Source organism: Alkalihalobacterium sp. TH-98, assembly GCF_057473385.1.
On the sequence record NZ_JBYCKM010000009.1, the window covers coordinates 137,466 to 156,147 of the forward strand.

17 protein-coding genes, 1 pseudogene and 1 riboswitch are annotated in these 18,682 nt (G+C 36.7%); of the genes and pseudogenes, 7 read left to right on the forward strand and 11 right to left on the reverse strand.

The features are described from left to right. Positions 1 to 89 precede the first annotated feature (89 nt). The 4 genes from AC2VNP_RS03925 (at position 90) to AC2VNP_RS03940 (ending at position 4,172) form a co-directional block, all read left to right on the forward strand. Positions 90 to 878 carry a carotenoid biosynthesis protein gene (locus AC2VNP_RS03925; RefSeq protein WP_486916097.1) on the forward strand — a complete coding sequence of 263 codons (789 nt, stop codon included), beginning with the start codon at positions 90 to 92 and terminating at the stop codon, positions 876 to 878. After that, positions 871 to 1,587 (forward strand): lysophospholipid acyltransferase family protein, encoded by a 717-nt coding sequence (locus tag AC2VNP_RS03930; RefSeq protein ID WP_486916098.1) that lies wholly within the window; start codon positions 871 to 873, stop codon positions 1,585 to 1,587. Before AC2VNP_RS03925 ends, AC2VNP_RS03930 begins: the two co-directional genes overlap by 8 nt. A gap of 69 nt (positions 1,588 to 1,656) precedes the next feature. After that, positions 1,657 to 2,700, forward strand: a complete 1,044-nt coding sequence (locus AC2VNP_RS03935) for a glycosyltransferase family 2 protein (RefSeq protein WP_486916099.1) — start codon at positions 1,657 to 1,659, stop codon at positions 2,698 to 2,700. Next, a complete protein-coding gene (locus AC2VNP_RS03940) occupies positions 2,697 to 4,172 on the forward strand; it encodes a phytoene desaturase family protein (RefSeq protein ID WP_486916100.1) in 1,476 nt (491 codons plus the stop codon). The genes AC2VNP_RS03935 and AC2VNP_RS03940 overlap by 4 nt, the downstream gene beginning before the upstream one ends. 40 nt (positions 4,173 to 4,212) lie before the next feature. Here AC2VNP_RS03940 and AC2VNP_RS03945 read toward each other — a convergent pair whose 3' ends face one another. The 6 genes from AC2VNP_RS03945 to AC2VNP_RS03970 all read right to left on the reverse strand — a co-directional run bounded on the left by AC2VNP_RS03945 (position 4,213) and on the right by AC2VNP_RS03970 (position 11,508). Continuing rightward, positions 4,213 to 5,067, reverse strand: a complete 855-nt coding sequence (locus AC2VNP_RS03945; RefSeq protein WP_486916101.1) for a phytoene/squalene synthase family protein — start codon at positions 5,065 to 5,067, stop codon at positions 4,213 to 4,215. 18 nt (positions 5,068 to 5,085) lie between these two features. Beyond that, positions 5,086 to 6,537: a phytoene desaturase family protein gene (locus AC2VNP_RS03950; protein ID WP_486916102.1), complete on the reverse strand. Its 1,452-nt coding sequence runs from the start codon at positions 6,535 to 6,537 to the stop codon at positions 5,086 to 5,088. Next, on the reverse strand, positions 6,534 to 8,069 hold the full coding sequence (locus tag AC2VNP_RS03955) for a phytoene desaturase family protein (protein WP_486916103.1): 1,536 nt from the start codon (positions 8,067 to 8,069) through the stop codon (positions 6,534 to 6,536). The genes AC2VNP_RS03950 and AC2VNP_RS03955 overlap by 4 nt, the downstream gene beginning before the upstream one ends. A 202-nt stretch (positions 8,070 to 8,271) precedes the next feature. Then, positions 8,272 to 9,561 (reverse strand): NCS2 family permease, encoded by a 1,290-nt coding sequence (locus AC2VNP_RS03960; RefSeq protein WP_486916104.1) that lies wholly within the window; start codon positions 9,559 to 9,561, stop codon positions 8,272 to 8,274. A gap of 62 nt (positions 9,562 to 9,623) precedes the next feature. Continuing rightward, a riboswitch (purine riboswitch) is annotated at positions 9,624 to 9,723 on the reverse strand. Between the two features lie 45 nt (positions 9,724 to 9,768). Continuing rightward, a complete protein-coding gene (locus AC2VNP_RS03965; RefSeq protein WP_486916105.1) occupies positions 9,769 to 11,151 on the reverse strand; it encodes an MFS transporter in 1,383 nt (460 codons plus the stop codon). A 135-nt stretch (positions 11,152 to 11,286) separates the two neighbouring features. Then, positions 11,287 to 11,508 (reverse strand): YdbC family protein, encoded by a 222-nt coding sequence (locus tag AC2VNP_RS03970; RefSeq protein ID WP_486916106.1) that lies wholly within the window; start codon positions 11,506 to 11,508, stop codon positions 11,287 to 11,289. Between the two features lie 451 nt (positions 11,509 to 11,959). On the opposite strand from AC2VNP_RS03970, the pseudogene AC2VNP_RS03975 reads away from it, so the two are divergent. The 3 genes and pseudogenes from AC2VNP_RS03975 to AC2VNP_RS03985 form a co-directional block, all read left to right on the forward strand. Beyond that, positions 11,960 to 12,022: pseudogene (locus AC2VNP_RS03975) on the forward strand (zinc-ribbon domain-containing protein); the annotation flags it as partial. A 9-nt stretch (positions 12,023 to 12,031) separates the two neighbouring features. Next, positions 12,032 to 13,159 (forward strand): FxLYD domain-containing protein, encoded by a 1,128-nt coding sequence (locus AC2VNP_RS03980; protein WP_486916309.1) that lies wholly within the window; start codon positions 12,032 to 12,034, stop codon positions 13,157 to 13,159. A 14-nt stretch (positions 13,160 to 13,173) separates the two neighbouring features. Next, positions 13,174 to 14,301, forward strand: coding sequence for a S1C family serine protease (locus AC2VNP_RS03985; RefSeq protein ID WP_486916107.1), 1,128 nt, complete (start codon positions 13,174 to 13,176; stop codon positions 14,299 to 14,301). A gap of 466 nt (positions 14,302 to 14,767) precedes the next feature. Here the strand turns inward: AC2VNP_RS03985 and AC2VNP_RS03990 are convergent, their stop codons facing one another. The 5 genes from AC2VNP_RS03990 to AC2VNP_RS04010 form a co-directional block, all read right to left on the reverse strand. Then, a complete protein-coding gene (locus AC2VNP_RS03990; protein WP_486916108.1) occupies positions 14,768 to 15,643 on the reverse strand; it encodes a TIGR03943 family putative permease subunit in 876 nt (291 codons plus the stop codon). A gap of 15 nt (positions 15,644 to 15,658) precedes the next feature. Next, positions 15,659 to 16,657: a permease gene (locus AC2VNP_RS03995; RefSeq protein ID WP_486916109.1), complete on the reverse strand. Its 999-nt coding sequence runs from the start codon at positions 16,655 to 16,657 to the stop codon at positions 15,659 to 15,661. A 408-nt stretch (positions 16,658 to 17,065) separates the two neighbouring features. Beyond that, positions 17,066 to 17,314, reverse strand: coding sequence for a spore coat protein (locus AC2VNP_RS04000; RefSeq protein ID WP_486916110.1), 249 nt, complete (start codon positions 17,312 to 17,314; stop codon positions 17,066 to 17,068). A gap of 13 nt (positions 17,315 to 17,327) precedes the next feature. Beyond that, positions 17,328 to 17,516 carry a hypothetical protein gene (locus AC2VNP_RS04005; protein ID WP_275116714.1) on the reverse strand — a complete coding sequence of 63 codons (189 nt, stop codon included), beginning with the start codon at positions 17,514 to 17,516 and terminating at the stop codon, positions 17,328 to 17,330. A gap of 126 nt (positions 17,517 to 17,642) precedes the next feature. Continuing rightward, entirely contained in the window at positions 17,643 to 18,635 is a 993-nt protein-coding gene (locus AC2VNP_RS04010) for a CobW family GTP-binding protein (protein WP_486916111.1), read from the reverse strand. Positions 18,636 to 18,682: the final 47 nt, after the last annotated feature.

Here is an 18,682-nt window from a genome sequence, read left to right on the forward strand (position 1 = left end):
ATACACGAATTTTTAGGCTAACGTACTGATCTGATTTGTGTTTCAGTTTTAGGTACTATAGCCAATCTTTAAGATTATAGGTGGTTAATATGAAGTCACATGAATTTACTTACAGGTTATTTATTTTTTGGTACGTGATCGGAATAATTTTATTATCACTTGACGTACTTCCGCCATGGCTTGAGTGGGCCAACGCAGTATTTCTAATTCTTGCAGGCATACTTGGAGGCATATATTTCATCGTTCAATATGGTTCTCCATTAGGTTGGTCGGCAATTGTCGTTATCTTTGTATTTACAATTGGCGCTGAAAGTCTTGGTGTAGAATATGGACTATTTTTCGGAGATTACTATTACGAGCCTGATTTTGGTGTTCATCTCTTGAATGTTCCAATCACCATTGGTTTTGCCTGGCTCATGGTCATGGCGACAACCCATGTTATCGCAAAAGGAATCGCTCAATCTCTTCCATACAAATGGCTCGTTCTGCTTGTCTACCCGTTGCTTGGAGCCATAGCAGCTGTCATTATGGATTTAGCAATAGATCCCGTTGCTTATCAAGTCAAGCAGTACTGGGTCTGGATGGGTGATGGGGGCTATTATGGGGTACCTTTTTCCAATTTTGTAGGTTGGTTTATTATTTCTTTTATTCTTCATGTGTTTTTGTACCTTTTGTTTCATTTAAAACATGTATGGAATAAGAAGTCGAATAAACCGTGGGAATTTCGGATGGTTTTACTCTATGCACAAATAATCATCATGTTTGTTGTCATAGCTTTAACTGCAAATCTTTGGATGGCTGCATTATTACCGATTATTTTGATGGCTAAATTACTCGTAATCTATTTTCTGACGAGAGGAGCACGGAAGAATGATTGAAGCCAAAAAGAGCCCGTTATTTGAAGCACTATTCTATCAATACAATAAAAAACTACTAAAGAAATCATTTTCACAAATTATGTTACGTAATGACTCAGATATTAACCCGGCAAAACCAACCCTTTTTCTGTTAAACCATAGTTCATGGTGGGACGGATTGATTTCTTTTCACTTGGCACATACCCTTTTTTCGATAGACAGCTATGCGATGATGGAAGAAAAAGGCTTAGTCGCCTATCCTTTTTTTAAAAGACTCGGTGCTTTTTCTATTCACCTCCAAAGTGTAAAAGAAATCGTTTCCACCTTACGTTATGCTGAACAACTATTATTACAAAATAAAGGCATTTGGATGTTTCCTCAAGGAAAGGAAGAACATTTGGAAAAGAGACCTCTTTCATTTAAAAATGGTGCTGCTTATCTTATTGAAAAAGTTCCTACCGTTCAAGTCGTGCCAATTACTTATTATTATACATTTAGCGGTCAGCAATTGCCTTACTTATATATCCATGTCGGGAGCGACCTCGTTTTCTCGGGTAAAATGAATTCAAGAAAGCAATTAACACCATTGTTAGAAGCGATTGTCACAAAACAACTTGATCAACAACGACATGACGTTATTCACCATCTAACACACCAGTATAATGTCTTGTTATCAGGGAAACGAACGGTTAGTGAACTTATTAAAGCCCTAAAAAACGGAAAGCGGTGAACACATATGTTTTATTATGCGATTACCCATCTCATCTTTTTAATATGGACGATAATTAACTCGATGTTTATGCCCAAACTAAAACAGAATGTACATTTATCTTACTCCTCTCCTCCTCTTGTTTCGATCTTAATTCCGTTACGAAATGAAGAGCGAAATATTAAGAGATTAGTAGAAAGTTTAACATCGCTTACTTATCAAAAAATAGAAGTGATCTTTCTCGATGATCAGTCTACTGACAACACGTATAAAATGCTCATGGAGCTTACAGAAAAACATAAAAACTTCAAAGTAATTAAAGGTGCTCCACTACTGAAAGGTTGGGCAGGTAAAGTACACGCTTGTAAACAACTTGGAGAACTTGCTAAAGGACAATACTTGCTATTTCTTGATGCTGATGTAGAAGTGTGTCCAACTATTATAGAGAAAACCATTTCAACTATGAAAGTGTATGATGCAGGCTTATTAACGGGATTTCCTAAGTTTCCAAATTCAACACTATTAAGTAAAATATTAGTTTCTATGCAACACTTTATCGTGTTCTTTCACCTCCCAATATTTATCGCCAATCGAAAAAAATTATCTTCTTTTACAGCTGCACATGGGGCCTTTATGTGTTTTCCTAAAGAGGTCTATCATAAGATCGGTGGACATAGTTCTGTAGCATCTTCCATTGTCGAAGATGTTCATTTAGCGCGTAATGTAAAACAAAAAGGCTATCGTGTATTACTCGCTAACCTAACCGAAGACGTGTCTTGTCATATGTACGAAACGAACAAAGAAGTTTGGAATGGCTTTGCTAAAAATATCTTCGTTGGGTTAGGTCGTTCTATTCCACTCGCTTCCTTGATCATCATCTTCTATAGTGTATTTTTTGTCATGCCTTTGATTTTCGCAATTGCTGGCATTATAACAAACGAATTATTTTATTTGATACCTTACATGATCATGCTTATTCACAGGGGATTTGTGGATTGGAAAACTCAACAACGAAACTTGCAGTTTTTGTGGATGCCCTTCTCGGCTCTGACGATTATCATTTTATTAATCTACTCCGCTTTTCTAAGTGTTCAAAAAAAGGGCTATCGCTGGAAAGGACGTAGCTATACATGAAGAAAGTTGTCATTATAGGTGGTGGATTGGGCGGGCTAGCTGCAGCCAACCTTCTAGCTTTCAATGGATATGAAGTCAAACTCTTTGAAAAGAATACACATGTTGGAGGGAAACTAAAACGAATTCAGTCTGATGGATACACATTTGATTTTGGTCCAAATACGATTACTATGCCTTCCGTATTTAAAAGCATCATCGAACAAACAGATAAGAAGTCGGAAGACTATTTTCACTTTCAAAAGCTTGATATACACACGAACAACCATTTTTCTGATGGGACAACGTTCTCTTTCTCAGCAGATGTAGATTACATGATTTCACAACTTAACCAAATGGATGTGTTTGGAGCAAAGCATTATAAAAAGTATCTAAAAGAAGTAACTCGTTTATACGAACTCTCACAATCTCATTTTTTGCCTAGATCCTTTTCTTCTTTAACTGAATATTTATCGCCAAGTTTAGGAAGAGCGTTCCTTAGTGTACGACCTTTTGAAAGTTTAGATCACTTTCACCGACGATATTTTACGGACCCCAGAGTTCTTCAATCTTTTAATCGTTACGCAACTTACATTGGTTCGTCACCCTACTTAACCCCTGCTACTTTTTCAATGATTGCTCATCTAGAGCTAATAGATGGTGTGTACTATACATCTGGCGGAAATGCTACCATTGCGGAAGGACTCGCTAAACGTGCAAAAGAATTAGGGGTTCATATTCATCTTAATCAAGAAGTTACTAAAATTAACATAGATAATCAAGTTGCTACATCTGTTAAATTAGCAAACGGGGAGACGATAGAAGCAGATGAGGTCATATTAAATGGAGATTTATTAGCTTCGCTTCCTCAGCTTATTGATGAAAATGACCGTCCACACTTTTCAAATGTTACGATACAAAAAACGGAACCATCCATTTCTGCGTATGTTCTTCTGATCGGACTGAACACTCGTTTGAAAGACCTGATCCATCATCAAGTGTATTTTAGTAAAAATTATCAAGAAGAATTTAATGAGCTGTTAGTTAAGAAGCAATTACCAAAAGATCCTTCTATTTATATATGTAACTCTTCTTATACTGATTTTTCAATGTCACCGAAGGGCGATAATTTATTCGTTCTTGTCAATGCACCTTCTTTATCAAGAGATGGTACAACAAATGAAGATTACGAATACTACAAGGAAGTAATTTATACAAAGTTATCTCGAACTGGATTGAATATTCGCCCTCACATTGAATATGAACAGCTGATTACTCCACAATCGATTAAACAAGAATACAATGCGTTCCGCGGGGCGTTATACGGGAGAGCTTCCAATCGAAAAATCGATGCTTTTTTCAGAACACCCAATCGATCCAAAGATATTGCTAATCTCTATTTTGTTGGGGGCTCCACTCATCCTGGTGGAGGTTCACCTATGGTCGTTATAAGTGGTCAAAACGTAGCGAACTTGATCATTAATCACGATAAATAAAGCAACACCCCGTCAATCATTTCTTTTGACGGGGTGTTAGTTATGCTAATGCTTCTTGTGTCGTCATGATTTGCTTTAGTAGTTGCCTTTTCTCTACATCTGAAACATAAGCTCTCGTTGTAAAGCAATTATACTTATTTTTTCTAACCGAATGTAGGATGTGACGATAAAAGTGTAACGCAGCTTTTACTGGAAACCGTGCATTCATAGGATAGTCTTCTATTGTTGGCAATGCGATATCATACAATTGTTCTGCCCTCGTTGCAATATCTTCCCATAAACCAATAAAATTATCGTTGATTTCACCTTTGATTAGTTCTTCTTTTGTGTAGTTATGTTTTTCCATTAAATCAGCTGGTATATAAACTCTACTACGTTCTAGATCTTCACCAACATCTCTTAAGATGTTCGTTAACTGCATCGCAAGCCCTAACGATATTGCACCACTTTTTAAATGTAGATTATTACTAGGGGCTAAGATGGGTAATAACATTAATCCTACTGAACTAGCTACATAATACGAATACTGCTCTAATTGCTCAAGTGATTGATAGTCATGAACTTCAAAATCCATTTCTTGTCCACGGATCATATCAAAAAAAGGTTCAACTTCCATCGAGTAGCGTTCAAATACATCATTTAGAGCCATCCACATATCATCATTCACTGAAAAGCTCCCTTTTAAAAATAACTCAAACTCCGTCTTAAAAGTATGAAGCTCCTCTAACGTGCCCCCGTTGTCTACGATATCATCGACACGACGACAAAATGCATAGACTGCCCAAACTGCCTTTCGTTTTTCACTCGGAAGTACATTAAAAGCTTTGGCAAACGATTTGGAATGACTCTCTATGACGACTCTACAAGATTCATAAGCTTTTTCTATTTGCTTCATTATAGTTCCTCCTCTCATTCATGAAGAACGAACAAGTTCTTCGTGCAGTAAATGCTCAGCAAGTAATTTTGCACCTTGCATTACGATGGGGATCCCTCCACCAGGATGAACACTTGCACCAACTGCAAACACATTCTCATATGGGGCAATTTTAACTTGTGGGCGGAATACTCCAGATTGTTTAAGAGTTGGCGCAATTCCAAAACTTCCACCTTGATATAATCCATCTATAAGTGCATCTTTTGGTGTACGTACTTTTTTCCAAACAATCGCATCTCCTAGTCCTTTAAACCCTCTATCTTCAACTTCGGTAATTACCTTCTCTACATAATCGTCGATGTTACTCCAATCGATGTCTTTATTTGCTGGAACAGGAACAAGAATATATAGAACTCCTTTTCCTTCTGGTGCCAACGTTGAGTCAACGACTGAAGGGTGAAACGTATATATAGAAGGTTTTTCTGGTAAACGTTTATGATTAAACACATCATTCATGTGGTCTTCAAAGTTATCTGTCATAAAATATTGATGAACCGTATTATTTTCATAAACCCGGTCTAGTCCTAAATAGATTAATAGACACGATGAAGAAGAGGTATAAGACTGTTTTTTCTTACGTGATGGAAGAAGCTGTTCCATCATCGGATAATCACCATTCATGACAATCCAGTCAAACGGGAGGTGTTCTCCATTAACACAAACACTTCGACAATTCCCATTATCCATATTTAAAGATTGAACATGATGATCGGTGAAAATTTGAACACCATTTTCCTTCAACTTCTTTTCAAACAAGGAAACAATGCTAGCATAACCACCCTTGACATACCATACTCCATGGAAGTGTTCACTAAACGGAATGAGTGAATAAAGAGCTGGTGATTGAAACGGTGCTCCGCCGACATAAAGAGTTTGGAACGAGAATGCATCCTGAAGGCTTGGATGATTAAAGTAACTTTTGGCCTGCTTTCGAACAGATTGATAGGCTTTTAACTTCCACAGTATAGACATGTTATTAAATGTCCAAAAATCTCGTTTATTGATAAAAGGTCTATCTAAAAATGCTTGTTTTCCTTGGTGGAACCTTTCTTCCATATCTGCGAGATATTTTTGAAAGTTTTCTTCTTCACCAGGAAAATGCTCACTAATCTCAGTAAGTTGTTTTTCTACGTCACTCCATTTATAAAATTCAAACCCATTTGGATATGCAATTTTATATAAAGGATCACATCGTACCATCTCTAATTTATCTCTGGGAATACCAACTTCATCTAAAATTTGAAAAATCATTTCTGGTAACAGAACGATCGTTGGTCCCTCATCTATTTTATAGCCTTCATGTTCAACAAAAGCCAACCGGCCGCCAAGCTTTTTTTTCTTCTCAAAAATGGTAACGTCATGACCTTCCTGACTTAAATAAAGAGCAGTAATCATGCCGCCAACGCCACCCCCAATTATTGCTGTTTTCATTGGGCACCCCTCATTCCTGTTCGTTCTTCAAAGGTTGGATGAACAGTCATCGTTTTATTTTCTTGTAAAATACTATTTGCAGTTATACGGGCTGATTCAAAAATCGTCGGCAAGCCACTTCCAGGATGAGTTCCTCCACCTACTAACCAGCAATTCTTTAACTCTTGGAATTTATTATGTGGTCGGAAATACATCATTTGTTTTAAGCGATGTGATAAGTTAAACGTTGCACCTTCATAGACGAATAGATCTTTCTCCCATTGAAGAGGCGTAATCATTTTCTCTACTTCGATGTTCTCTTGCAGACCTTTAAATTCAGTACGACTTTCAATTTGCTCCAGTACGAGTTGGCGAAACTCGCTTTGATGTTTCTCCCATTCAATTAAACTCGTATTATTTGGAACTGGTGCTAATATATAAAGTGCCGATTTTCCTTCTGGCGCAAGCGTCGGATCTGTTGCACATGCATTTTGAATATAAATAGACGGATTACCGGAAAGCACTTTGGTCTTTGTAATTTCTTCAACATTCTTTTTGTAATCATCTGCAAAAACAATGGTATGGTGTGGTAATTTGAACTCTTTATTTACTCCCAAATACAGCATAAACGTAGAACACGAATAATCTTTTTTCTTTAACTGTTGTTTGGAGTAGGATTTTAATAATCCATCATCCAATAAATGGGTCATTGCATGGGCAAAGTCGGCATTGACAATAACATCATCACAATGTACCTTTTCCCCATCCTCTAACAAAACACCGGTAATTTCTCTATCTTTCGTTAATAGTTTTTTTACTCCAACACCAGTTACTACTTCTCCTCCATATTCTTTAATCACTTTAGCTATTGCCTTAGGGATTTGATTAAGGCCGCCTAGCGGGTGGAACACACCATATTTATGTTCCATATAAGATAAAATACTAAACGCCCCTGGACATTCCCATGGTGACATCCCTAAATATTTTGATTGAAAAGTAAACGCTAGTTTAAGTTTTTCATCTGTAAAAAAGTCTCCAAGTACGTCGTATAAAGACCTTCCCAATGAAAGTTGCGGCAACGCTCTTAAAGTTCTTAAGCGAAAATAATCCAATAAAGAACTATGACGATTTTGAAGAAGTGGCATAAGTGCGTCTAGTTTCTTATCCGAATGCTTCATAAAGCGTTCATACCCCTCTCCATTGCCTGGGAACAGTTCTTCGATTTTCTTTCTCGTTTCAGGAACGTTTCTAGAAGGTGAGAAAATGACGTCAGAAAATCTAAGCTCATACATTGGATCCAGTTCCACTAGAGATAGGTAATCCTCAAGCTTTTTTCCTGCCGCTTCAAACAACTCCTCTAATATGTGCGGCATACTTAAGAAGGTTGGACCTAAATCAAATGTATAATCATCTAACTGAAATGAAGAAGTTCTTCCTCCTACATAAGGCTGTTTCTCAAACACCGTTACTTTATATCCTTGACTAACGAGCAGCATTGCAGCAGCCAATCCTCCTGGCCCTGCTCCAACAACAACAATATGCTTTCGAGCCATTTTACACCCCTCCACTACTAATCACACAAAAGTTATACAATAGTTATACAAACAGTATATTCGATAAGCGAAAATTGTTCAATTATAAAGCAAAAAAAAATAAAACTTACAATAAGTTTTATTTTTTAGCGGATTCTCTATTTAACTATTTTTATTTTTATAAAAAAGAGACGCCTTATACTAAGCGCCTCTGCGAACGATATTAATGTGCTGGGAAGAAAATCATTTGAATGATGAAGATGACACCAAACACATATAAAATAGGATGTACTTCTTTTCCTTTTCCACTTACTAATTTCATTAATGGATAGGTAATGAAGCCAATCGCAATTCCAGTTGCAATACTCGATGTGAGCGGCATTGTTAAAATAATCGCGAACGCCGGAAAGGCTTCGTCAAATGTTTTCCAATCAATCCGAGCTAAGCCCTCCATCATGAAGCAACCTACAATAATGAGTACAGGAGCGGTTATTGCTGGTAAAGACGAGATTGCTGCAATAGCTGGAGAGAAAAACATAGCCAGTATAAATAAAACCGCTACAACCACTGATGTTAAACCTGTTCTTCCACCTGCTGCTACACCTGATGACGATTCAATATAGGCACTTGATGGGCTCGTACCAAACGTCGAACCTACTGTCGTTGATAACGCATCTGCCATTAAAGCAGATTTCGCTCTAGGGAATTTTCCATCCTTCATTAATCCTGCTTGATCAGCTACTCCAATCATCGTCCCTGTCGTATCAAAAATCGTAACTAACAAAAAGGCAAATACAACGGTGTACAATCCGTGGGTAAACACTCCAGCAATATCTAAATCAAAGAATACAGGAGCAGGGGGTACAGATACGACACCTTCAAATTGAAGCATTCCAGTAAATAGTCCAACAACAGCTGTAATCACCATTCCAATAAAAAGGGCACCATTTATCTTTTTTGCCATCAATATTAATGTTAAAAACAAGCCAAGTATAGATAGTAGTGTGATAGGCTGATGTAAATCACCGAATGTGACCATTGTGTCTGGACTTGGTACGACAATACCCGCCATTTTCAAACCAATAAAGGCAATAAATAACCCGATACCTGAAGTAATTCCATATTTAAGCGAATTCGGAATCGCACGAATTAGCACTTCTCTTAATGAAGAGAATGTTAGTATAACAAATAAAATCCCTGCTAGAAAAACGGTTCCAAATACAACTTGGTAAGAAACACCATGTGTGGCAACGACACTAGCAAAATACGCATTCATCCCCATTCCTGGCGCAATTGCTATTGGATATTTTGCAAAAAGCCCCATATAAAGTGTCCCAACAACAGCTGCAATAATCGTTGCCATAAACACTTGATCAAACGGCACTCCAGCAGCTGATAAAATCGCTGGATTTACAACAATGATATAAACCATCGTCAAAAAGGTTGTAATCCCAGCAACGAACTCCGTTTTAACCGTTGTCCCACGTTCTTTCAAATTAAAAAACTTCTCCATAACCTAGACCTCCAATATTCGAAACGATTAGACGAAAAAAAAGCCCTAACTGTAAACGGGTAGTATCATGCACTCCCGTTCGTAGTTAGGACTTTACGGTTCCATCTAGAGACCCTCAAACCATATCATTGAGGATATACGAACAATATAATAATAGTTTCTATTTTTCATCACCTAGAGAATAATAATACAAACGATATCTTTGTGTCAACTATTAATTGTTCGTGTTTTTGTTGTGATTTTTAGAAAGTAAAAAATACTTAATGCCACAATGGATAGCACAACTAAAAACAAATAGCTCATGCCAAAAGCTTGGTTACCACCACTCCAAAATGGTAGTGCAATCGTCTGAAAAACCTGAAATTCTAATAGTTTTCCTGAAACAGAAACGCCAAAAGCTCCACCGATAAATTGACAAAGTTGGAGAACACCTATACTCGAAGCAAACTTTTCACTACTTAGATAATTAGAAAGGTAATTAGGTAAACCCATCGTAATGGATGAAAAACCTATACTGGAAATAAGATAAAAAAAGATAACAGTTATAGAAGTTAAATGACTCAATAAGGCAAATAAACTTGTTGAAACAAGTAATAGACTAATCCCAAACCCAATGATTGATGTAGAACCGATTCGCTCCATCATTCTGCCAATATAGATTGCAAGAATAGCAGATAACATGGCACCTGGGAATATAATCATTCCAATCATCGCACTAGAGGTATTGAATACTTTTGCTAAAAGTAATGGACTTAAAAATAAGAGAGAAAAGTTAATAAAGAAAATTAAGAAACCAATCAATACAATTGAGATAAATACTTTATTTGCTAAAAGGTCGGGTGGTATCATTGGATTTTTCACCTTTTTTATATGCAGCCAGAAGATAACAAAGAATAAGCTGCCAAGTAAAAAAATAAACTGACTAGTCGTTATAAAAATAAGGAGGGAAATGACTCCTATTAGTAAATAGATAAGTCCTAAAAAATCAATGGACTGAGCCGTTGATCGCTCTTTAGGTAAATTGTATAAATAAATCGGTAAAGTCAACACACCAACTAAACTAATGACAAATAAAAAAGACCAACCTAAATATTGAGTAATAATGCCGCCTATAAGTGGACCTAAACCAAACCCTAGTGTAGAAGCTGCAGATACAACGCCCATTCCCCGCCCCCGCCGTTCAATAGCGATATATCTCGATATAATGACGATACCTAGAGCAGCAACACAACAAGCACCTGACGCTTGAATTACTCTTGATAACAATAAAACTGTATAGTCTACAGCTAGAACGCCGGCAATCGAGCCAATTCCGAACAAGGAAAGTCCAACCGTGAATAGTGTAGATATCGACTTTTGTTGAGAAAGCTTACTATACAACACGGTTCCCACTGCAAATACAACCGAATAACTTGTTACGATCCACGATGCTGATGACGGGGTGAGTGAAAAATGAATGATAATCTCAGGTATCGCTACATTAAACATCGTTGTGTTCATAACGATAATGAGTACATTAATGAATAATCCGACATAAAGTAACCTCTCATTTTTCACCGTTATATGTTCTTTCTGTTCAGCAAGTTCCATTTCCCACCTCTTTTAACCCGATTTTTAGTTTTCCTAATATATATTATTATCAGAAAAGTACCTAAATCTCAATAAAATAGCAAAAAACAGGTGCTTATGACGTAAACACCTGTTTAGCTAAATTTATGTTGGATTTTAAACGTCCAGCTTATTGAGTAACGTTTTTAATTCAATAACCTCTTCCCTTGATAAAGTGAGTCCTTTACCCATTTTTTCATGATTTGGATCCCAATCACGCAGGTCAAACTTTGCTTCTCTTCCATTCCAACTAATTAAATTTAGTTCTTTTTTCCATCCTTTTGCATTTTCAGATAATACTCCGATATTTTTTTCAATTTCAAATTTAATTTCCGCCATTCAAATGCCTCCATAATGATCATTTTCATTTTCCTAGTATACCAGACCTTTTCTTGCATCATTCAATTCTTTAGTCAAAATTGCGTGACAGCTAGAGATAGCTCATCATTTTTATTTTGTAGAGGTGATCTTTAATAAGACTTTTAGCAATCGACAGGGTAATAATAAAGGTGCTACAGCCTAAAGCTTGGAGAAAATTATTGTTGGGGACATGCTTCGTTAAGAGGAGTTAAAAAGGTTTTCACTTGTGTAGACGTTTCTTTATTTTCTTATTTATTGGATATAATTTAGGTTTGTCACCTCCCAATTAATAATATATACTAAATAACTTGTTAATAGTTTTAAAGCTTTATTAAGTTTTTGTTGATACTATTGGTCTATTAGAATCGCTCATAATTTGTACTATAATGTCACTATGTGTATTTTTATTAAGGAAGGCTGGTAACAAAACATGTTTTGTCACTCGTGTGGGAATAAACGTTTAGAAACCGAAAGATATTGTCCAAAGTGTGGGACAGCATTTATGGAAAACCTAGACGAAGTTAGTGCAACTACTGAAGAAGACTCTTACTCTACTACTCTCCCACCTAAAAAACAACATAGCAAAGTAAAGACACTAACTTTATGGCTACTTCCTGTAGTAAGTATTCTTTTCGTTACGATTGGACTGATTTCATATTACTACTATGAAGCCTCAATTAATACTCAGATCGCATCATTAAATCGACAAATTGAATCTAACTTTACTGCAGGTGAATATGAAAAAGCGGAAAAGAAAATAGCAGAAGCACTTGAATTAAGAGAAATCACGATGTTTCAACAGTATCGAGATTTGGTTAAGTTAGCACTCCAATATGAACAGAAGTTACATGAGATTGATGACTTAATTCAATTAAATCAAGTCATTCAGGCGTCTTATCACATAAAGAATTTAAAAGAACATATGCATGAAACTAATTATCTTCCTTTGCTTCAACCGATCCAATTACGTTTCGAGAATACCGAGATTAACTTAACGGTAGCAGAAGCCAAAATGGAATTAAATGAGCTTGAAACCGTTGCAGAATTAGGACAGAAACTATCTAGCCTTTCTTCTTTTAATGGTGAAGAAGCGGAAAAAATAAAACAACAAATTTTAAATAAAATTGTTCAGCTTTCATATGAGAAAGCAGAAATTCATTTGCAAAAGCATGAATTTTCAAAAGCACTCTATGCGTTAGAAGCAGGACTCCAATATGCAATTAACGATGAAAAGCTCTTATCTTTTATTGATAGAGTAAACGATGAAAAACTAGCTTTTGAAAAAGCCGAACAAAACCGTCTTGAAGCAGCGATGGTTGCAGCAGCAAAAGAAGATTTAAAAAACCGAACCGAAGCTGTAGATATCACTTCGATTGATATTGAACTAGATGAGTTTGGAGACGTTTATCTCTCTGGTGATGTTATAAATAATGGAACAACAACCATTTATTCGATCGACATCCATTACTCTATCTTTAATGAAGACGAAGAACTAGTATCGGAATCGGTAACTTCTGTTTATCCATTTGAACTGGCACCTAGAGAAACAGGACGTTTTAGTCACTCTTACTATGGCGTATTTGAAGAATTAAGTGTTTCTGTTGAAAGTATAACTTGGCAGATTGACTAAAGGATGGTTTACAAATGAAAAATAAATGGATAGCTAGTATCATATCAACGACTCTCATTTGGGTACTTGGTATTTTAGCATATTTCTTTATCGCCGACTGGGTTCCAGCTCAACTTCAGGTCGAATCTATAATACTAAGTGAGTTAGAGGCATCTAGAGAAGACACAGAAGAGAAAAGTGTAAAAGAAATTATTCATCAAACGCAAAAATCAGTCGTTATGATTGAAGTTGAAAGGACTGGCTCAGTCGGTTCAGGTTTCATTTATAACAACATGGGCGATATTATCACTAACGCCCATGTTGTAGCAGGAACAGACGAGGTAAAAGTTAAGTTGGCCGACACAAGGGAGTACGATGGAACTGTTATCGGAATAAGTACAGACACCGACATCGCCCTCATTCGTGTGCCGGACATAAAAGACATTGAGCCTCTACCACTTGCAAAAGATTATCCCCCTGAGTTAGGTGATGAAGTACTTGCATTAGGCAGCCCGCTTGGTTATCAAAATACAGTCACAACTGGAATTATTAGTGGCGTTGAACGCAGCTTTGAAATTGATCACTATCATTACGAAAATGCCTATCAATTTTCTGCGCCGATTGCACCTGGCAATAGTGGTGGACCACTTATTTTGATTAAAAGTGGAGAAGTCATTGGGATCAACTCTGCGGCAACCGAGGTTGGTACGATTGGGTTTAGTATTCCCATTATCGATATCCTCCCTCTTGTTACGAGTTGGTCGGAAACACCAATGACATCTTTACCTTCAATGGAGTATTCGGTCAATGAAGATCATATTGCTTCATCTACAGAAAGCATAGCAACGTATCTAGTACAATATTTCTATGAAAGCATAGATCAACAAGATTTTGTAAATGCTTATTCATTGTTAGGAAATTCATGGCAATTGAATACGAGTTATGAACAATTTAGAGAAGGCTACTTAAATACACGTTCCGTCATTATTGATGACATTTATACTCGGACTGAAGGAGAAACAGTAACTGTCTTTGCGATTATACATGCGGAAGAACGTAAAGATGAAGAAGTAATAACTGAAAAATACAAAGTAGAATATCATGTTGGGTATGAGAATGATCAATTAAAGCTGATCAGCGGTACAGGGGAAATCATCGAGTAGCTGTTATGAAAAAAATTGATTAGTAGTTTCATTGACGAGCTCAGTATTATTATCGAAGAGTATATTATGTAGCAAAATAAAAACAGTGGTGTAAATCAAATGATGATTTTCACCACTGTTTTATTGAGGCCGTTTATATCCAGTTCTAGTCTAGGGATTAACTTAAACTCAGGTCAGAATCCAGCCTCTTGAACAAAGTGTAAGCGGACTCCCGAGCCCCTAATTGTGAAAAAAACAGAAGTCTCGAAGATTTAACGGACTCAGAAGCTCTTATTGACTAAAAAAATCAGTCTTTTACATGAAAAATGCTCAAATAAGGTCCTCTCAGTCCGCAAACAGCTGTAAAATGATAGATCTTATGAAAATAAGGTCCAGTGTGTCCGCCAAAAAAAGATTTTTTCTATTTCATTAGTAAACTCCTTGTCATAAACCGGTACTGATGAACAGGATGAACATTTATGTTTTTTTACGGATAAATATAAGGTTCCTTTGGTTTTTCTATAACATCTAACTGCTTGACTCGTATGATTGGAACTTCTTCATGACCATGTCTGCTCACGTTAATTATCCCTTTTACTCTTACCCAACTTCCCTCTGGAATTGCGACTTCTTTTTCAGTTTCAACTAAAAATCCAATTACGCTCGCATCCGCAACACAGTGTGTAATTAAAAATCGCCCAACGAACAGTTGATTATGGGATAAATTCTCCTCTTTCAAGACAAACCCATCAATGACTATTTCTCTACCCCGTACCTTTTCTGCATTTTCTGTGATCGCATAAAACTGCTGAGCAAAACTCGTTTTTTCCATGACAATCACATGCTCCTCATTCCCGCTCTCCAACAACTCAACTTCTGCCTTTTCAATAGGTAAACATATTTCTTCATCGACATGGTCCGAATGCAGATGAAAGTGACCCTCATGATCACCATGATGAATGTCTTGATTCAGCGACTGCTGTTGCATGAGTGCACCGCGATTGATAGCAATCGAAGCATCTAATGCATTTGCAGGCAGTAATAGGCCTGTTACAACAGGAAGACAAATAATCATATAAATAATTCCGTTACGAACCGTTACTCGGTTTGTAAAGGCATCGTCGTGATTGCATCCCCATGGGCCACAGTTTTCATGGAGGTCTTCTTCCTTTTTAGTGCTCCAAATTCGCGGAACTTGAATAAAGAAAAGGAACAAAAATAAAATAGATGCCACTTGGCTAAACCCAATATATTTAGGATTAATATAATGGGCAATCTCATCAAAGTAGTGTAATTTGAAAAGAAAACCTGCAAAGCTTAATAAAATTATTGCTCTAATTGCTTGATGAATATAAAAATACATAATCTCTACCACCCTTTATAAAAATGGATGAGCAATCATTAATACGCCTAACACTGTCACAGTAATGAGTAACATTAATACGATCACAAAGCGAAAACGAAATACTGCCAGCAACATCAATGAGTTTTTCAAGTCAAGCATCGGCCCATAAATCAGGAATCCTAGTAAAGAAGTTTGCGGAAATAGATGGCGAAATGAGGCAGCAATAAAAGCATCAGCTTCTGAACATAAGGATAGTAAAAAGGCAAGTCCCATCATGACGACCGTAGACATAAGAATACCTTCCCCTAGACCTAGTAATGATGCCGAAGAAACATAAGTTTGAATAAAAGCTGCTAAAAGTGCACCAATCATTAAATATTTTCCCATCTCAAAAAACTCATCGACTGAATGGTGACACATCGACTTTAACCGTTCAAATAAAGGAAGCTTTTGACTACTTTCAATTGGCATAGTAGCGTGAGACCATCTAAACTGACTGCCTTTGTACAGCATACTAATTAAAGCACAAATGATAAGCGCAATCACTAGACCCAAACCCATTCGTAATAAAGCCATTCGCAAATCATTCCCAAAGGCCATATACGTTGAACCTACAACGATCGGGTTAATGAGTGGTCCAGTTAAAAGAAAACCAACTCCTGCAAATATGGGAACACCTTTTGCAACTAAACGACGTACGATTGGAACAATTCCACATTCACACGCAGGAAAAAGAGCCCCAATAAAACAACTGGCTACGACAGCGAGCACTCGATTTTTAGGTATCCATCGACGTATATGTTCCTCAGTTATAAAGACTTGGATCAGCCCGGCAATGAATACACCAATTAAAACGAAAGGAATTGCTTCTATTAATATACTTAAAAAAATGGTGTTAAAAATTAGTAATGAAGCGGGCAAACCTTGTCCTTGTTCAGCCAAAACAGGGCTATAAAAAATTAAAAAAGATACAAGGCCAAGCAAAATAAATCCCGTAATCTCAACTAAATAGGGGTTCGTACCTCTTTGCATAAAGTATCCTCCAAATTAATTCATTATTAGAGGTTGTTCAAAAAGTCCGGGAAAAATCTCTCTCGAATTTCTTTGTCAGCTTGCTCTTCCGCGCTTCACGTATTAATACCATACGCTCAAGTGCTCGGAGACTACGCTTTCACGAACTTCTCGGATCTTTTTGTCCTCCTTTTTGAACACACATTATTAGAGGTATATGCGGACAAGACTAAAACATTCCTGTAAAAAAGAATAGTTCTGATTTAGAGTTTTTACTTTTGTAATTTTTTATTAGATAACTACTAACGGTTGATTGGTGTGTTTCAAAGAGGTGTTGCTACATGTGAGAAGTTGTTGTATACGGGGTGAACTATCTAGCAGATGGCAAAAAAAGCGGGACTAACAGTATAGTTAGTCGCCGCTTGAATACTATTGACCGCTTAACTCGGATCGAACCTGTTGAATTTCTTGCGGTTGTGCAGGAGCTGCAGGCTTATAATATCCTCTTTGTTTTGCTGCATTGTATACTGTATACTGACGCGCTTCGTCTTGGTTTCTCATTTGTTGAATAGTTTGACGAAGTTGCGGGTTGTCCGTTTGCGAAATAACGTTAGCATACGTTGTTAAACTAGCGTTAATCATTGATAAATAATCATTCATCATATCTTTTTCATTCATCGTATTACCCTCCTTATTGCTGATTTAAAAATGACATCAGTTGTTGTTTCGAGTTTCTAGCCGCTTGTGCATCATTTTGTAACATTTGTACGATTTGCGGATCGTTACAATTTGCAGCATACGCATCAAGCTTTTTAGCAACCGTTTCATGTCCCCCAATTAAGTGGCGAAGGTTTTGTAACTCTAACTCATTAAGTTGCATGGTAAGTCTCCTTTCTCTATGTAATCCTTACACCATTAGTATTTAAAGAAAAAGGAAAATTATGTACTTGTAATCAACCAAAATAAATATAAAAAACGGCACCATAAAAAATGGTGCCAGGCACCTTTAGTTCACTAAAGGTGCCTGGCACTGGATTTGCCATTGGGTCGTTAGTTCATCTTTGTTTAGATCGATCCCGATTACTACTAAATAATGTTCACCTGTATAGGTGGTAGGTTCCCAGGAGGTTCTTTTAACAACATGTTGCATTAAGAAGGTTTGGTTTTTACCTGCTAATGGAATGTACCCTTTTGCCCTTAAAATGGATGATTTATATCTTTTTAGAAATTTCTCAATCTCTTTTTCTCGGATTGGCTGTGGAATAGGTAGTGATATGGTTTGAATACGAGAATAGGACTTCTTATGTTCATGTTTTTCCTGTTTACCTTCTTGACTTTTCTTATTAAATGTAACTCTTATTTCCTGTCTAGGTCTTTTCTGCTGAATGGGGTTTAAGACTGAGTCAAGGTCAATTTCACTGTAGTTTGTAAAACAAATCTCTGCTTTGTTATTTTGTTTCCTAAGTATCTTGTTAATCTTTGTTTTTCTTGCCGAGTCCACTAAATCAATCTTATTTATAATTAATAAGTCGGCTACTTCCGTTTGTCTTTTCACTGTTTCAACAAGATTTCGATCAGCTTCAAAGATGCTGTTATAATCTAATACATTTTCTGCATCTAATAAAGTGATGACTTGTTGAAGACTCAACCGGTCTATAAATTGAGGCTCAGTCAAAGAATCCGCTATCTCTTCAGGATTTGCTACACCCGTTAATTCGATGAAGATCACATCTGGCTTTTGTAATAATAATTTTTCAATGCTTGCAACAACCTCACCTTTTTTATTACAACAGATACAACCGTCTAGTAACTTTTCGACCACTTGTTCTTTTCGATCATTTGAAATAATAGCACCATCTGTATCTGTACTTCCTAGCTCATTCATCAATACTGCTGGTTTTAACTGACGCCGTGAACATTCTTCTAATAGCCGAAGTAATAACGTCGTTTTTCCACTTCCTAAGAAACCACTTAACACAAAGACAGGAATTTTAGCCACCGGAATTCATCCTCTCTAAATTCGTTCGCTCTAATTCCTAACTATAT

Excerpts from the sequence above, each read along its gene's own strand:
- AC2VNP_RS03925 (WP_486916097.1), top strand. The coding sequence starts at position 90 with ATGAAGTCACATGAATTTACTTACAGGTTATTTATTTTTTGGTACGTG.
- AC2VNP_RS03930 (WP_486916098.1), top strand. The coding sequence starts at position 871 with ATGATTGAAGCCAAAAAGAGCCCGTTATTTGAAGCACTATTCTATCAA.
- AC2VNP_RS03935 (WP_486916099.1), top strand. The coding sequence starts at position 1,657 with ATGCCCAAACTAAAACAGAATGTACATTTATCTTACTCCTCTCCTCCT.
- AC2VNP_RS03940 (WP_486916100.1), top strand. The coding sequence starts at position 2,697 with ATGAAGAAAGTTGTCATTATAGGTGGTGGATTGGGCGGGCTAGCTGCA.
- AC2VNP_RS03945 (WP_486916101.1), bottom strand. The coding sequence starts at position 5,067 with ATGAAGCAAATAGAAAAAGCTTATGAATCTTGTAGAGTCGTCATAGAG.
- AC2VNP_RS03950 (WP_486916102.1), bottom strand. The coding sequence starts at position 6,537 with ATGAAAACAGCAATAATTGGGGGTGGCGTTGGCGGCATGATTACTGCT.
- AC2VNP_RS03955 (WP_486916103.1), bottom strand. The coding sequence starts at position 8,069 with ATGGCTCGAAAGCATATTGTTGTTGTTGGAGCAGGGCCAGGAGGATTG.
- AC2VNP_RS03960 (WP_486916104.1), bottom strand. The coding sequence starts at position 9,561 with ATGGAGAAGTTTTTTAATTTGAAAGAACGTGGGACAACGGTTAAAACG.
- AC2VNP_RS03965 (WP_486916105.1), bottom strand. The coding sequence starts at position 11,151 with ATGGAACTTGCTGAACAGAAAGAACATATAACGGTGAAAAATGAGAGG.
- AC2VNP_RS03970 (WP_486916106.1), bottom strand. The coding sequence starts at position 11,508 with ATGGCGGAAATTAAATTTGAAATTGAAAAAAATATCGGAGTATTATCT.
- AC2VNP_RS03980 (WP_486916309.1), top strand. The coding sequence starts at position 12,032 with ATGGAAAACCTAGACGAAGTTAGTGCAACTACTGAAGAAGACTCTTAC.
- AC2VNP_RS03985 (WP_486916107.1), top strand. The coding sequence starts at position 13,174 with ATGAAAAATAAATGGATAGCTAGTATCATATCAACGACTCTCATTTGG.
- AC2VNP_RS03990 (WP_486916108.1), bottom strand. The coding sequence starts at position 15,643 with ATGTATTTTTATATTCATCAAGCAATTAGAGCAATAATTTTATTAAGC.
- AC2VNP_RS03995 (WP_486916109.1), bottom strand. The coding sequence starts at position 16,657 with ATGCAAAGAGGTACGAACCCCTATTTAGTTGAGATTACGGGATTTATT.
- AC2VNP_RS04000 (WP_486916110.1), bottom strand. The coding sequence starts at position 17,314 with ATGAATGAAAAAGATATGATGAATGATTATTTATCAATGATTAACGCT.
- AC2VNP_RS04005 (WP_275116714.1), bottom strand. The coding sequence starts at position 17,516 with ATGCAACTTAATGAGTTAGAGTTACAAAACCTTCGCCACTTAATTGGG.